Source organism: Nocardia sp. NPDC020380 (assembly GCF_044386975.1).
Lineage (GTDB): Bacteria > Actinomycetota > Actinomycetes > Mycobacteriales > Mycobacteriaceae > Nocardia.
Genome location: NZ_JBIRVQ010000012.1, coordinates 301328 through 316463 on the forward strand (window position 1 = coordinate 301328; position 15136 = coordinate 316463).

The 15136-nt window shown below is 64.6% G+C and carries 13 protein-coding genes; 8 read left to right on the plus strand and 5 right to left on the minus strand.

The annotated features are described in order from the left end of the window. The first annotated feature begins 56 nt into the window (after nt 1–56). Nucleotides 57–1286: a cytochrome P450 gene (locus tag ACH438_RS32120; protein WP_397012047.1), complete on the plus strand. Its 1230-nt coding sequence runs from the start codon at nt 57–59 to the stop codon at nt 1284–1286. A 10-nt stretch (nt 1287–1296) separates the two neighbouring features. Here the strand turns inward: ACH438_RS32120 and ACH438_RS32125 are convergent, their stop codons facing one another. Next, on the minus strand, nt 1297–4482 hold the full coding sequence (locus ACH438_RS32125) for a bifunctional cytochrome P450/NADPH--P450 reductase (protein ID WP_397012049.1): 3186 nt from the start codon (nt 4480–4482) through the stop codon (nt 1297–1299). Between the two features lie 254 nt (nt 4483–4736). On the opposite strand from ACH438_RS32125, the gene ACH438_RS32130 reads away from it, so the two are divergent. Continuing rightward, entirely contained in the window at nt 4737–5435 is a 699-nt protein-coding gene (locus tag ACH438_RS32130) for a hypothetical protein (RefSeq protein ID WP_397012051.1), read from the plus strand. Here ACH438_RS32130 and ACH438_RS32135 read toward each other — a convergent pair. Continuing rightward, nucleotides 5422–6573 (minus strand): serine hydrolase domain-containing protein, encoded by a 1152-nt coding sequence (locus tag ACH438_RS32135; RefSeq protein ID WP_397012053.1) that lies wholly within the window; start codon nt 6571–6573, stop codon nt 5422–5424. The genes ACH438_RS32130 and ACH438_RS32135 overlap by 14 nt on opposite strands. A gap of 101 nt (nt 6574–6674) precedes the next feature. Here ACH438_RS32135 and ACH438_RS32140 point away from each other — a divergent pair, with 101 nt between their 5' ends. After that, nucleotides 6675–7256: a TetR/AcrR family transcriptional regulator gene (locus tag ACH438_RS32140; RefSeq protein WP_397012055.1), complete on the plus strand. Its 582-nt coding sequence runs from the start codon at nt 6675–6677 to the stop codon at nt 7254–7256. A gap of 13 nt (nt 7257–7269) precedes the next feature. Here the strand turns inward: ACH438_RS32140 and ACH438_RS32145 are convergent, their stop codons facing one another. Further along, complete coding sequence (locus ACH438_RS32145; RefSeq protein ID WP_397012057.1) at nt 7270–7884, minus strand: TetR/AcrR family transcriptional regulator; 615 nt, start codon at nt 7882–7884, stop codon at nt 7270–7272. A 76-nt stretch (nt 7885–7960) separates the two neighbouring features. Here ACH438_RS32145 and ACH438_RS32150 point away from each other — a divergent pair, with 76 nt between their 5' ends. Beyond that, nucleotides 7961–9529, plus strand: a complete 1569-nt coding sequence (locus tag ACH438_RS32150; protein WP_397012059.1) for an FAD-dependent monooxygenase — start codon at nt 7961–7963, stop codon at nt 9527–9529. Here the strand turns inward: ACH438_RS32150 and ACH438_RS32155 are convergent. Further along, the gene (locus ACH438_RS32155; RefSeq protein ID WP_397012061.1) at nt 9427–10386 is read right to left on the minus strand and encodes an amidohydrolase family protein; all 960 of its coding nucleotides are present in this window, start codon (nt 10384–10386) and stop codon (nt 9427–9429) included. The genes ACH438_RS32150 and ACH438_RS32155 overlap by 103 nt on opposite strands. A gap of 161 nt (nt 10387–10547) precedes the next feature. Between ACH438_RS32155 and ACH438_RS32160 the strand changes: the two genes are divergently transcribed. After that, the gene (locus ACH438_RS32160; RefSeq protein ID WP_397012063.1) at nt 10548–11174 is read left to right on the plus strand and encodes a TetR/AcrR family transcriptional regulator; all 627 of its coding nucleotides are present in this window, start codon (nt 10548–10550) and stop codon (nt 11172–11174) included. 68 nt (nt 11175–11242) lie between these two features. Here ACH438_RS32160 and ACH438_RS32165 read toward each other — a convergent pair whose 3' ends face one another. After that, the gene (locus ACH438_RS32165; protein ID WP_397012065.1) at nt 11243–11674 is read right to left on the minus strand and encodes a YbaB/EbfC family nucleoid-associated protein; all 432 of its coding nucleotides are present in this window, start codon (nt 11672–11674) and stop codon (nt 11243–11245) included. A 331-nt stretch (nt 11675–12005) separates the two neighbouring features. Here ACH438_RS32165 and ACH438_RS32170 point away from each other — a divergent pair, with 331 nt between their 5' ends. From ACH438_RS32170 to ACH438_RS32180, 3 genes are read left to right on the plus strand one after another with little or no spacing between them, the layout of a single operon-like run. Beyond that, entirely contained in the window at nt 12006–12128 is a 123-nt protein-coding gene (locus ACH438_RS32170; protein WP_397012067.1) for a hypothetical protein, read from the plus strand. Beyond that, nucleotides 12128–14569 (plus strand): WXG100 family type VII secretion target, encoded by a 2442-nt coding sequence (locus tag ACH438_RS32175; RefSeq protein WP_397012069.1) that lies wholly within the window; start codon nt 12128–12130, stop codon nt 14567–14569. The genes ACH438_RS32170 and ACH438_RS32175 overlap by 1 nt, the downstream gene beginning before the upstream one ends. Next, nucleotides 14566–15123: a DUF3558 family protein gene (locus ACH438_RS32180; protein WP_397012071.1), complete on the plus strand. Its 558-nt coding sequence runs from the start codon at nt 14566–14568 to the stop codon at nt 15121–15123. Before ACH438_RS32175 ends, ACH438_RS32180 begins: the two co-directional genes overlap by 4 nt. The last annotated feature ends 13 nt before the right edge of the window (nt 15124–15136 follow it).

The window sequence follows — 15136 nt, forward strand, 5'->3', positions numbered from 1 at the left end:
CCGGTTCGTCGCTGCTCGTCCCGTCGTGAGACCGAACCGCGTGGTAGAACCGAGCAGTGGCAACGACACCGGTCCGGCACATCACGTTCGACGACGAATACTTCGCCGCACCAGCGGATTTCATGCACCGGCTCGCCGCGACCGGGCCGATACACCGGTTCAGCGCACCACAGGGTCTCAACGGCTGGATGATCACCAGTCACGAGCTGGCCAAGCAAGTATTCGTCGACAGCCGTGTCATCAAGACACCCGAGACCAACAACGGCTCATATCTCCTGGACACCACGGGGCTCACTCGCCGTCAACGGTTCAACCGCTGGGCGAATTCGCACATCATCACCCACATGCTCGGCGCCGACGGGCCGGAGCATGCGCGATTGCGGCGGGTAGTCGCCGAACCGTTCAGCCCGCGTGGGGTCGCGAGCCGCGCCTCCCGCATCACGGAGATCACCGACCAACTACTCGACCGTATGGACCCGACGGGCCCGATCGAGCTGTCCAGCGCCTTCGCTGTGCCGCTGCCGGTTCAAATCGCCGCCGAGATCACGGGCGTCCCGGCCCGCCACGCCGACACCATCTCCCGATGCTCCGCCGAGCTCGGCGACTACATGCTCTCCAGCCTCCCCGAACTACGGGACGGGGTAGTCGGCTTCGCCACGATGATCGTGCCGAACCTGCTTCGCCGCCGCATCGCACCCCGCGACGACGTGCTCAGCGCCCTCGCGGCGGCGCAGCGCCGCGGCGAAATGAGCTTCAAGGAAGCCACTTCGACCGCCGCGCTGATCCTTCTCGCCGGACACGAGGCGGTGACACCGCTGATCCTGAACACCGTCTACGCCTTGCTGACCAACCCCGACGAAATGATGTGTGCCAAGGCCGACCCGAAAGCGCTCGACGCGATCATCGATGAAACCCTGCGGGTGTACACACCACAGCCGGTAGCCGCCCTGCGCGTGGCAGCCGAGCAGATCACCCTCGCCGGACAGGAAATCCGTGCCGGAGAATGGATCTGGATCTCCCTGCTCGCCGCCCACTACGACCTTGCCGCCAACACCTGCCCCTTCGCCTTCGATTCCACCCGAAAGCCGAGGCGCTCCTTACCTTTCGGCTACGGCGCACACACTTGCCTGGGCGCCCCGCTGGCCCGCACGGTGACCCGCATCGGCGTCAGCCGGTTGCTCGCCCGCTACCCCGATATCGCACTGGCCACCGACCCGGATGAACTGCCCTGGCGACGCGGCATCTTCTTCCGCCGCATGACCGAAATGCCCGTCACACTCGGGTAGCCAACCGTCGTCACTGCCACACGTCTTCGACGTAGTGTCCGGTGTCGGTCAGTGCGACCAGCCAGGCGTCCGCCGCTGTCGCGTCGGCACCGGTGTGCTCGCAGTAGATGTCTTTCAACGCCTGCCGCACGCCAGGGGCCATGCGGGCGCCGTCGCCACAGACATAGATGTGCCCACCGGCCTGCAATGCACCCCAGATCTCGTGGCTGTCGTGCCGCATCCGGTGCTGCACGAACCGGGCGTCGTTCTCGGGCGCATGAGTGAAGGCAGGACGGAGACTGACTGCGCCGGCCTCTTGCGCGGCTTCGAGTTCGCTGCGGTGCAGATAGTCGACTTCGGGGTGATCACAACCGAAGTAGCACAGCAAGGTGCCGGGTTCACCGGTGTGGAGGCGGTCGAGGATCGCGCCGCGGAACGGTGCGAGGCCGGTCCCCGCACTGACCAGGATTACCGGGACGTCCGCATTGCCCGGCAGCCGGAATGCCTCCCGGCACGGGTTGACCCGGGCCTGCACGGTGTCGCCGGTGCGAACCGTGCCCAGGTAGTGCGAACCGATCCCACGGAAGGTGCCGTCGCCGTTGCGGTGTGGCGCGGCGAGGAGCGAGACCATCAAATCCACAGTGCCCGGTGTTGCCAGGGACGAGGAGGAGATGGAGTAGTGGCGCGGCCGCAGGGTCGGCAGCATTTTGAGGAAGATCTCGAAAGGCAGTGTGCAGGAACGGTATCGGCAGAGCAGATCCAGCACGCTTCGCCGTGGCTCGTTCACCTCCTGATCGAATCGTTCCGGTGGCGCCGCGGCCAGCTCGGCCAGTGGGCGGCGTTCGGGCGGGCACGCGGTGTGCTCGGCGAGGACAGCGATGTGTTCTCGTGTTGCAGGATCCTGTAATTCGACGAATTCGGTGAGCAACCGGCGCAAGGTGAGCGGGCGGTCGACGGGCAAGATGTTGCGGCCGCGCCGATGCGCATGCAACCGGATGGTGCGGTCGAGGTCGAGGGCGAACCGCTCGGCGACGCGGTCGACGAGTTCGGCGGGATTGTGCGGCAGCACTGTCAGGTGGTCCCCGGTGCGGTAGGTGACGCCGTCGGGAAGGCGCAGCCGCACAAAACGTTTGGACCGCCCGAGCGGGTGTGTCATGTCGGCCAGTTCGTGACTGTCGAGCACCTCCATGGAAGTCAGTCCGTGCCGCTCGGTGAGTTGGTCGGTGACCGACGCACCGACGTCCTCCAAGGTGTACGTCCGGTCGCCCGGCCCGGCGGCCGGCTGATCGCCGCCCGCCACCGGTGCGCCGAAACGGTCGAGCAGTTCGGACCACAGCAGCGCGGTCCAGCGGTCCACGGCGCCCGCGAAATCCCCGGAGGCGTCGGCCACACCGCGTTCGATCACCGCATCGGCCCCGGCCGCGGTCAGCCGCTGCTCGATGGTCGAAGGGATGTGCTGGTACGTGGCGGCCCAGTTGCGGTCACCGACACCGAGCAGCGCGTAGCGGACTCGCGCGAGTGCGCCGGCATCGAGCTGTTCGAGCCAGGCGTAGAACCGCGCGGCATCGTCGGTGGGTTTGCCGTTGTAGGAAGCGGTGACGATCACGACCGGATCGTCGCTGTGGGGGAGGACGTCCATCACCTCGTCGAGTGGCAGTGCTTTCGTGGTGAACCCGCGTTCGGCGCCGTCGGCGGCGAGATCGCGGGCGATACCGGCGCACGTGCCCAGATTCGATCCATAGAGGACGGTCAGCGTCGTGCCTGCGGCTTTACGCGAAGTGACATCGGCAGTCCCATGAGCGGTGCCGGGAGTGGCGGCGGGCAGTCGCCGGTCGTCGGTGCCGCGGCGGGCGAGTCGCAGGGTGAACCCGTCGGGTTTGATGGTGAGTGTCTGTTTGATCTTCAGTTGATAGTCGGCGTGATCGATCAAACGGTAGCGGTGCACCAGCAGGCCGAGTACCAATGTCGCCTCGTGCAGCGCGAACTGGCGGCCGATGCAGGCGCGCTCGCCACTGCCGAACGGTTTGAACAGGTGCGCCGGGCGGGTGGCCTCGGCCTCGGCGGCGAACCGCTGCGGATCGAACAGCTCGAGATTCTCGCCCCACGCCGGATCACGGTGCAGGGCTGCGGTATTCACCAGCAACGACTCGCCCGCGCGCACCGCGTACCTGCCGCCGATCATCGTGTCCGTCACCGGTTCGACGGCATAGGCGGGCGCGGTCGGCCACAGCCGCAGCGACTCGTTGAGCACCTGACGCAGGTAGGTCAGCTTGCCGATGTCCGCATACGACGGTTCGGGATCGGGGTCGTCACCCCACAGCGCATCCACCTCGGCCTGTGCCGAGGCCAGCACCTCGGGATGTTTGGTCAGATAGTGCAGCGCGAAAGACAATGCCCCGCTGGTGGTTTCGTGCCCGGCGATCAGGAAAGTAAGTACCTGATAGCGGATGTTGACGTCATCGAGCAGTTCGCCGGTCGCCGGGTCCTTCGTGTGCACCATACGTCCCAGCAGGTCATCGCCCTCGGTGTCGGGCTGTGCTCGGCGGTGGCGGATCACGTCGTCGACCAGATCCCGCATGTACTCGGCATCGGCGCGGTAGCGCTCGGCCCGCCCACGCTGGAAGATCTGCAATCCGGGCAGCGCTTCACTCTGGGCCTGGGCGTAGCTCAGCGTGCGCGAGAGCGCCCCGATGAACGGATGGGGCTGATCGCGGCGGAAGGACTCGAAGTCGTAACCGAATCCGCACAATCCGATCGTGTCGAAGGTCAGCCGGGTCATATCGCCCGCCACATCGACCGGACGGTCCACTGCCGAGTCCCACTTCGCCACCAGGCTCTTGGCGACGCTCAGCATGGTCGCGTGGTAGCCGCGCATCGCCCCGAGCGAGAAGGCCGGCAGCAGGATGTCGTGCGCCTTACGCCAATTCGGCTCGTCGTGAAAGGCGGTGAACAACCCGTCCCCGACGATCCCGCGCAGCGCAATCAGATCCGCGTGCACGTTCTTACGGAATCGGGTCTCGTCCGACAGCTCGGTGACCAGGTCCAGACCGGACACCACGGTGAGCTCATTGCCGAAGAACCGCATCTTGAATATCGGCCCGAGTTCCTTCGACTCGGACAGCAGGTACTGCAGACTGTCCGCACCGCCGGGAATGCGCAGCGCATGACCGATGAACGGCAATGCCGGACGCTCGGGGATCGCCTCGACTACGTGCATGGAGGTTTCCATCGGGAACCGCCTCTCTCTCCGCTACGAACCTTGTAGCGGCCACGATTCCCGTTCTGCGGCAAAGGCTTCACAGAGCAACGACAAAGGCGTGTAAGAATCCGGCGCGGACGCGCTGGAAGAGGTCCTCCAGTGGTTACGCTCGCGGCTGAAAAGGCGTATTTGCCCGGAAAGCCGTGTCGGAGCGCCGCCGGGTCCGCATTACTCCGTACTGTCGCAGCGGGCTCGAGGAGAGGGGACGGTGGATGTTCGAACGCGCGCTACAGAAGTCGGCCGAGTTGGTGTTGCGCGGCGGCGCGGGGGTGCAACTGCCCTTGGCCTCGCGATATGTGCGCAGGTTGCGGCGGTTGCACCCGGATCGGACGCCGGAGGACATCGCTCAGGGCCTGGAGACGCGCTACAAGGTCTTCGTCACCCTCAGCGGCACCGCCGCCGGTCTCAGTGCCGCCGTGCCCGGTGTCGGCACGCTGATCGGGTTGGCGGTCAGCGGTGTCGAATCGATCTTCTTCCTGGAGGCGTCCGCGCTGTACGCGGTGTCGGTGGGCACCGTGCACGGGATGCAGTCGATGTCGCCCAAACGCCGTCGCGCGCTGGTGGTGGGTGTGGTGCTGGGGGAGAGCGGCGCGGAGATGCTGGGCAAGAACGCAAGTCAATCCGCTCGCGACTGGGCGTCCGCGGTGGCCGACCATCTGCCTATCGTGCGCAATATCGACAATGCGATGGCGAAGCGGTTCATCGTCCAATTCATTGTCCGGCGCGGCGTTCTCATGTTCGGCAAGACCCTGCCCGCCGGTATCGGCGCGGTGATCGGCGCCGCGGGTAACCGGGCGCTGGCCAATACCGTTATCACCAACTCGCACAACATCTTCGGGCCGACACCGGCCACCTGGTCGGATGTCGACCACCCGGAGGTGCCGGTCGAACCCGCGCCTACGAACGCATGATTGCGTCGTAGATGGCCGGGATCAGCAGCTCGCAATCGCGGCCGGGTCCGGCCGGGAACGGGAAGCGCCGGCGGGTGAAGCCGAAGGCGATCCCGTTGCGTGGGTCCGCGAATGCCTGCTGACCGCCCGCGCCGCTGTGCCCGAACGAGCCCTGACCCAGCACCGGGTAGTACTCCGAGGTGGCGTGGAAGCCGGCGGTGAATGCCTTCTGGCTTCGGTTGACCAGGTCGTAGCCGATCGAATGGATCTGTCCCACTGCGGCGATCGTCTCCGCGTCGAGCAGGGGTGCCAGACCGTTCAGTGAACTGATTGCCGCCGCGTACATGCGGGCCAAGCCGTCCGCGGAGGCCACTCCGCCGAGCGAGGCCGGGCCTTGTTTGCGGATCACGTCCAGATTCGGCAGCTCCCAGACCAGCGGGCCGTCGGGATTGTTGCGGTTGAATGCGATGCCGGACAAGCTGTTCGGGCCCGTCGCCTGTGCGGTTGCCTCGGCTTGCATCTCGGGGGTCATGATCACCGGGAGTGTGGGCACGAAGCGGGATTCCTGCTCGTCGGTCAGTCCGAAATGGAAGTCCACGTCGTAAGGTTCGCCGATGAGCTTGGCGAACAGGCTCTGGACGCTCTGCCCGGTGGCACGCCGCACCACCTCGCCGCTGAGCGCCGCGGCGACCAGCGCGTGGTAGCCGAACGCGCTGCTGGGCCGCCAGTAGGGTCGTTGCGCGCCGAGGCGTTCGGCGATGGCCCGGTCGTCGGCGAGTTCCTCGACGGTGAATCCGGTGTCGGCGCCGGCCAATCCGGCCCGGTGCGCCAGCAGGTCACGCAACAGGATGTCCTGCTTGCCGTGCACGGCGAATTCCGGCCAGTAGTAGGCGACCGGCTGATCCAGGTCCAGCACGCCGTCGCGCACGAGCCGCGCCACGACCAGGTGGGCGGCGCCCTTGCTCGCGGAGTACGCGCCGAACAGGGAGCGCTCGGTGATGCCCGGGCCGGTCCAGAGATCCACCACACGTTCGCCGTGCCGGTAGGCGACCACCTGCGCCGCATAGCCGGCGCCTTCGCTCTCGGCGATGGCGGTGAAAACGTCTCGCACGGAATCGAATCCGGCGGCCAAGCTGCCCTGGATTGCGTTGTCGATCATCGCTGCGTCCTCTCGGAGGTCTCGCGTTTCTGCACTTGTTGGCAGCGTAGCAACATTAGTGACCAGTGGCCACTAATTGGGGTGTTCGTATAGTCGTCACCATGTCTGAAGCCGCCGCAACCCGACGAGGCCCCGGTCGTCCCGCGCAGATCAGCCGGGAACGGATCCTGGAGGCTGCCACCTCGTCGGGGAATCTGGACACGCTGACCATGCGTGAACTGGCGGCGCGCCTGGCGGTCACCCACGGCGCGCTCTATCGCTGGGTGAAGAACCGCGAGGAACTGATCGATCTCATCAGTGATGTTGTGGTGGAACGGATTCTGCCCGCGGACCGCCCGGACGCGGAGTCCTGGCGGCCCTGGCTCGCGCGCCTGGGCTGGGCCATGCACGACCAGTTCCTCTCAGTGCCCGGCTATGCCACCCATCTCTCCCGGCCGCACCGCCACAACGCCGGAGCCTTCGAACGGCTGCAGGTGGCGATCATCGGCGCCTTCGCAGCGGCCGGGGTCGAACCGGAGCTCGCCGAGCAGAGCTACTACATCTTCACGACCTCGATCATCGCCTGGCTGGCGATGCAGGACGGCCACCTGCACTTCAGTGGCAATGCCCCACGCTTCGAACTGTTCCTCGACGCCCTGCTGCGCGGTCTGCCCGCGCGCGAGCCGGGCGTCGAAAGGCCCTGAGGCGAAACCCGATTCAGGACTCGCGCAGGGACGGCACGGGCCGGACGAGGGGCAGGAAGATGCTGTCGACGATGTCCACGATGTCGTCTTCCGACATGGGTTGCAGCGTCATGAAAACGTGGTGACGGAGCAGATCCACGGGCAGTGTGCGCAGGCGCGGGGTGAGTTTGGCGGGATCGATCTCCCCGCGCTCGATAGCCTCCGCCAGGATGTCGTCGACGACCGTGCTCTGGCCCGTGAGTGACACTTCGCGCAGGTCGGCGAGGGTGCTGCCGGTTTCCTGGAAGTAGCCGCCGAGCTGCACGCCCATGGCGGTCGCGAGGTCCAGGCGTGAATTGTTGAGTTCGCGCAGCAGGGCGATGAGGTCGCCGCGCAGGCTCCCGGTCTGCGGCGCGAAGATCGGCCGCATCCGGCTGGCGTAGGTGATGGTGGCGTGCAGCAGGTCGTGGCGTCCGGCCCAGCGTCGCGCGAGGACCGGGCGGCTGGTGCCGGCGCGCGCGGCGACGGCTTCGAGGGTGAATCCGGCGTAGCCGTGCTCGCGCAGCACGTCCCAGGCCGCGGCGAGCAGCGCCTCTTCCAGCTCCGCGCCACGGCGGCGTTGCGCCGGTTGAACCTCTTTAGGATGCACTTGTGCATCTTAGCAGGCCGACGTACGCTCGAATTCATAAGATGCGGATCCGCATCTAAAGCCTGTGGAGGAAGTCATGAACGCACACGACACGATTCAGACCGAAGTCCTCATCATCGGCGCCGGCCCGGTGGGTCTCACCTTGGCGTGCGATCTCACTCGCCGCGGCGTCGCCTGCCACCTCATCGAGCGGGAAGCCGCGCCCGGTCGCGCGTCCAAGGCCAAGGGAATCCAATCGCGCTCCCAGGAGGTCCTCGACGATCTCGGCGCCATCGACTACGTCGCACGGCACGGTGTCGCGAATCTACCTGTGCGATACCACGATTCGTCCGGCAGCTTCGAAGATCGGCCCACGCTCGGCATCCCGGCCCCCGCGCGCTTCCACACGCCGTACCCCGACATGCTCTGGATCGGCCAATTCGACGTGGAGCACGCGCTGCGCGACCGGCTGTCCGAACTGGGCGGCTCCGTCGAGTACGGCGCGGAAGCTGTTGACCTGGTACAGGATTCCGACCGCGTCGCGGTGACCGTACGGACCGCCGACGGTGAGCGCACGATCGAGGCGCGCTACGCCGTGGGAACCGACGGCGGCAAGAGCGTGACCCGCAGGCTGATCGATCGCCCGCTGGAAGGCGAGACCCGCGAATGGGAGCGCTGGTACCTCGGCGATGTCACCGTCCCCGGCCTGCCCCGTGACCGCGTGCACATCTGGACCTCCGCCGCCGGAATGCTCGTCCTCACACCACTTCCCAACAGCGACATCTGGCAGTTCCAGAACCCCATCCTCACCGACGCCGACCCCGCCGCCCCCTCACTCGAGCTCTACCAGCAACTGCTCGACGACCGCAACGCCGGAATCACCCTGACCAGCGCCACCTGGCTCTCGATCTACCGCGTGAACGTCCGCATGGTTTCCGACTACCGCCGCGGCCGGATACTGCTCGCAGGCGATGCCGCACATGTCCATTCACCCGCCGGCGGTCAAGGCATGAACACCGGAATCCAGGACGCCTACAACCTCGGCTGGAAACTGGGCGCGGTCATCAACGGCGCATCCCCCGACCTGCTCGACACCTACTCCGCCGAACGCATCCCCGTCGCCCGCACCGTACTCGAAATGAGCACCAAGAAACTGGATCGCGTAGCCGACGGATCCAACGGCGACATCGCCGCGGTCTCCTCCGCCCTCGACGAACTCGCCGACGACATGACAACCGGCCTCGGCATCCACTACGGCGACCAATTCGAGCCCCGCACCGCCGACCACCCCATCACCGGCGACCGTGCCCCGAACGCCACGGGCCTGCGCGCCTCCGAGTTCACCGGCGACCTGTTCGACCTCACCCGCGGCCCGCAATGGACCCTGCTCGCCTTCGACACCGGCAGCGAAGCAACAACTCTCATCGAGCATGCCGGCTCCGCCGACCTGCACGCGTACCGCATCACCAGCACACCCGGTGACGGGATCCTCGACGCCGACGGCGAATTCCAGCGCTTCTACACCCCCGAGCCGGGCGAGCTCATCCTGATCCGCCCCGACGGCTACCTCGCCGCCCGCGTGGCCGATACCGCCTCGAACCTGGGAAACAACGTGAGCGCATTGCTGCGGTTGATCCCCGCATCATCGGCGAGCAACGTCGGATAAGTGTCCAGCCCGGCCGCGAAGTAACGCACGCCTTGCTCCGGCGCGAACGGCCAGTCGCTGCCGAACAGAATGTGGCCCGGTTCGGCGAAGGCCAGCAGCGACGGCAGCGCGGCCGGGCTGGAGGACAGTGCGGTGTCGAAGTAGAATCCGGCGAAGTCGGCGAGGACTTCACCGGGATCGCGGCCGGTTTCACTCATGATGGTCGCAGCCATACGATGCGAGGCATATGGGACGAATCCACCCGCATGGCTGAGGATGAACCTGATGTTCGGGTATCGCCGCCGAATCCCATTGCGCACCAGCAGATATGCCGCGCGCGTGGTGTCCAGGAGAAAGTCGGCCGCGAACGGCGGGATGCCGGGCACCGGGGGAGCGGGCAGTTCGGCGGGATGGATGAAAACCACGGCGCCACGGTCGTCGAGTGCGGCGAAGAGGGCGTCCTGGCCATCGGTGCCGAGATAGGTCCCGTCGGCATTCGCCAGCAGGACAACGCCATCGGCGTGCAGATCATCCAGCGCATAGGCCGCCTCGGTGACCGCGGCGGTGACATCGGGCAGTGGGATGGTGGCGAAAAACCCGAAGCGACCGGTGTTTTCGGCCGCGAGTGTGGCCGAGTAGTCATTGACGGCGCGTGCCAGACTCGCCGCCTCGCCCGGGTCGCTCAGGAACGCCGTACCCGGTGTCGACACCGACAGGATGGCAGTGGCGATACCCGTCGAGTCCATCAGTGCCAGAGCGGCGTCCGGACTCCAGTCGGGCAACTCACGCCCGCCCGGTGCGGAGATCTCGGCCCGCTCGAGGGCCGCACGGTAGTCCGGCGGGATCATATGCTGGTGAACATCGATGCGTGCGAGCATGATTCGGCCTTTCCATTCGATCATTCGCTGCGACGAACCAGCGAGTATCACGCCTCGTCGTGAAGAAGTGTTCCTGGAATGATCGCTACAGTAGTACCTTCCTGGAGTGATCGCTACAGTAAGATTCGAGCGACGAACTCGACGGAGAGGACTGCGACCCCATGGCTGAGGCGCGCAGCACGCGACGCACACGGGCGAACGGCGAAGAATCACGCCGCAAAATCCTCGACGCCGCGGTAGAAGTAGCCAGCGAACGCGGCTACGAAGGCACCAGCATCGCCACGGTCAGCGCCCGCAGCGGCCTACCCGCGAGCTCGATCTACTGGCATTTCAAAGACAAAGACGAACTCATCGCCGCAGTGATCGAACGCAGCTTCGGCACCTGGCTGGCAGCGGTCTCGATCCCCGACGGCGACTCCACCCGCGAGCGCGTACGCGCCATGGCCGCACAAATCGCGAAATCCCTGCTCGACTCTCCTGACTTCCTCCGCTTGGGCCTCATGCTCGCCCTCGAACGCCGCCCGGAAGAGCCCACCGCACGCACCATGTTCCTGAAGGTCCGCGCACAAGCAGTAGCCCGAATGTCCGAAGCCATCCGAGAATTCGCCCCCGACCTCGACGACCAAGCCGTGCACCTCCTGGTGACCTACGGCATGGCCGCCGCAGACGGCCTGTTCATAGCCAAGGAACTAGGGGGCGATTCCGTCAACCTGCCGCGCTTGTTCGACCTACACGCACTCCTGGTCCTGGACGCAGCCACCCACCTACTCGCCGGCGACCTGACCTGATCCCCCCAACGGCCGAATCGGCGCAGCTGGAACAAAAGCCATCCAGGTACGAATCTAAAACGGTGTGTTCAGTCGGCGGCGATGCGAGACCTATTGCCGAAATGGTCGAAGTCGTCGTCCCACGAATCGTCCCCGGCGGTCAGCGCTGGCGAGGGTGTAGTGGTGGTTAGAGCGAGAGCGTCCCGGGCAGCGTCATGAACCGCTCGCACATCCTCGCGATCGGCAATCGCGTCGAGCTCGGTACGGATTGCTTGTTTGGCGGCGGTGTGCGCCTGTCCGATCAGTTGCAGGACATTGGCCACAATCCGGTTCGTGTGTTCGTCCGCATCAGTGATCCGCCAGTTGTGTACTTTCCCGTCGGCGCTCACCTCGACTGTGACGCGTCCATCCGCCGAACTTGCGGCGACGGTACGCGTTGCGATCGCCGCCTGTAGTCGTTCGGTGTCGTCTGCGACCGAGTCCAACAGTGATCTGGTGCGCGGATAGCCGTGATCAGCCATGGTGAGAGGCCCCCTGCTCGCTCGGCTCGAGTACCGCGGTCCTGGCGAGGGCCGGGTCTGGGCTGGATTGCGTTGTAAAGTACCTGAAACTAATTTGTATCATCGCAGGCGTGTGTCGCTAGTCGCCAGCGAAAGGGGGCCATCGGGCATGGGTGGGCGTGTAGAGGTAGATCCAGAGCGCTTGCGCGCGTTGGCATCCGGTTTTCGGGATGCCTCACAGACGGTCGGGGGGATGAGTGGCCATGACTCTGCAGAACAAATCTCCGCTGGCTTGACCGATACCTCGGTAGGAGGTGCGTGCGTGGCAGCAGCATCGACCGCAGGCGCAGCTTTGACCGCAATCTCTGGCCACTACGGCAATCTGCACACCCATACCCATAACGGTGCGGGCGAGTACGTCGAGACCGAGACCGTGTCGGTCGACAAGTTCACTACCCTGGGGGACTCGATCTGATGGGCACACCGACCATCCCTCAGGTGAAGGCGTGGGATCCGGAAGTGCTCAATACCCAAGCCGGTGAATGGGACCAGAAAGCACAGACTCTCGGCGACACGCTGGATGCTGCGGCGCGGTCGGTCGATGGTTCCTACCACTACTGGATCGGTACGGCCGGCGACTCGATGCGTGACCGTCATGACGAAATCCACGGTGACGCAACCACAGTCAAGACAGCACTCGAGAATGGTGTCACCGCTGCGCGTAACGGCGCCATCGCGATCCAGGCCGCCAAGACGACCCTGCTGAACCAGGTCGCCACTGCCGAAGGCGCGCACTTCACCGTCAGCGACACGGGCGAGGTGAAGGTGAGCACCGACGTGCTCATGCTGCTCAGGTTCACCGATAAGGACTCCGCGGCCAAACTGCAGGCAGGCCTCGATCACCGAGCAGAGGAGTACCAGAAGGCGATTCAGGGCGCGCTGGTCGATTGCGGCAGTGCGGACGACCAGGCGATGACGGCGGTCAACAACGCGTTCGCCAATCTGACCACCACCCAGGTGGCTCCCCCGGATCCGAAGAGCACGGTCGACCACGCGGGTGACCAGGACGGAACTGATCTGGCCAACGCGCTGAAGAACCACGACAACGCCAAGGTCGACGAGATCCTCTCCCACATGCCTCAGAACATGTTGTCGCAGGCCGATATTCAAGATCTCGACGACGGACGAGATGTGGTCGTCCCTGCCGACGTTCAGGACTACTACAAGAAGTTCTACAACAACCTCGGTAAAGACGGACTGATCTCCCTCGACGACTACCTGAACAATCAAAACCAGCCCGGAAATCCCAACGCCTCCACCGCCGCCAAAGACCAGACCACGATCTCCGACAGCATCCTGATGCTGTCCAACGAAAAGATCGGCACTGGTTTCGACAGCACCGGAAAACTGAAGTCCCCTGGTGACTACACCCAACTCCCGTCTGACATCCGAAAACTCGTATCCGGTCGGCTGGAGGATGCCCAATTGGGTTCGGTTGCCCCGGGTGGGCCGACAGGCTTCCAGAATCATCTCAATGATGAGGTGAAATTCGCCGACCTTCTCTCACATGCCGACAAGGGTATGCAACCGGGCACCACCTTCGGCACCGAGCTCGGGCGTCAGGGCGCCAGCCTCGCCGCGTATATGGACGGCAAGGACAACAACAATGGCGATGTCGCCAAATGGATCAACCAGAACTGGAAACCCATCGTCCCTGACGACTTCTTCAACCCGACCAAGGCCCTCGAGAACGCCGCCAACCAGTATGTGAACATCGGCGCAAGCAACCACCAGTCTGCTTACCAGCTGCTGACAGGGTTGGACGCCCATACCGGCACCAAACTCCCGTCGGACATGTCCTTCGGGGCCCTCGGTAACGACTATAAGCCGAGCGGTGACTACGACCCGTCGAAATTCGCTGCAGACACATTCCAACACACATGGGACGACAAGGGGAAATCTGCAGCAGGACTGGTGGATTGGATCGGCGAGCACACTCACGACCAAGGTCCTACCGGGGATCTGGCTCGCAACGCTTATACCAAGCTGCCCGACGTGTTCGCACCGCATGATGCTACCGGCAAGCTACTCAGCCAGGGTGGTGATACGGTGTTCAAACTCAATACCGACACATTCATCAAGAATCCGGAACTGGCGACTGGGCTGGCGAAAGTCCTTGCGCCGAATATCGACTCGTTCGTTGGCTACAACCCGAATTCCGGCGGAATTGACAACGGTGTCGCGCACTTGGCAACCCGCGATGCTGAACGACTGTTGTTCCTGAGCGCTCAATCTGATCAAGGGAAGATCTACCTGGAGACTTCCCGGCAGGTTTACGACCACGCTGTGATCGACCAGATCGTGCATGGTCAGGACCCCAGTAAGGTAGACACGACTCGCGCCCTTGCGGGTGTCGACGCCAGGATCGACACGGCGATCCTCAATGCTGCCACCTACCAAGACGCGCATGACACGATGAACGGACTGACGCACCAGCAAGAAGTGCACGACACGAAGCAGAAGGCCGCCGACATCGCCAAATCCGTCTTTCAGACGGTCACCAAAGAGGCCGTCAACAAACTGCCAGGCGGCGATATCGTCCACGGGGTCGTAAGCACGATGCGAGACCAGCAATGGGACTCCCAGATCGAAGCCTGGAATCCCAAACCCAACCCCGTCGTCGTCCAATTCCCTGGCCCCAGCGACGTCCATGCCACAGGCGATTTCGACTTCGACCACCACATCGAAGACGCCAACTCGAACGGAGGAAACCAAAGCAAGGACCAGATCGACGACTATCGCACGCGATACGGCACCGGCTACAACGAACTCGTCACCGACCTGCTCGCTGACAGCCCTGACAAAATCAACGCCTTCGTCGATGGAGGCTCTAAGGTCCAGGCATCCTCGAAATGACCCAACGCCGCAACCGCACCCTCACACGGCTCATCCTGTTGCCGGTACTTCTTGTCGCAGCGCTCACCGCATGCAGCAAGACAACAACAACTACCCCCACCGGCCCTGCTGAACCCTTGTCCGCAAGCCTGAGCCACCAACCGCTCAGGTTCGATCCTTGTACTGCGGTTCCGCAGGACCAGCTGTCCGCCTTGGGACTCGAGGTTCGCATACCGAACCACTACATCGGTCCATTCAGTGAACCGAACCTGCAGTTCTCCGGTTGCCTGGTGAGGTATCAATCCAATCCGGATGTGGAGTTCTATTTGCAGGCCACCAACATAACCGGAGATTACCTGCACTCTGTCCTGGCGCAGTCCAGATCATTCCAGCAGGTGAAGGTTGCCGCCCACGACGCGACCTTGGCGACAATCCAGAGCTCGCCTGCGGAGTGCATGCTGCTGATACCTATGAGCGACTACCGTCTTCTGCTTGACGGGAGCTTCCCCAACAAATCCTGCGACCTCGCGATCGATCTCGCCACCAAACTCGTCGTGCTACCTCAACTCCAGTAAAATCCGGCCGGGC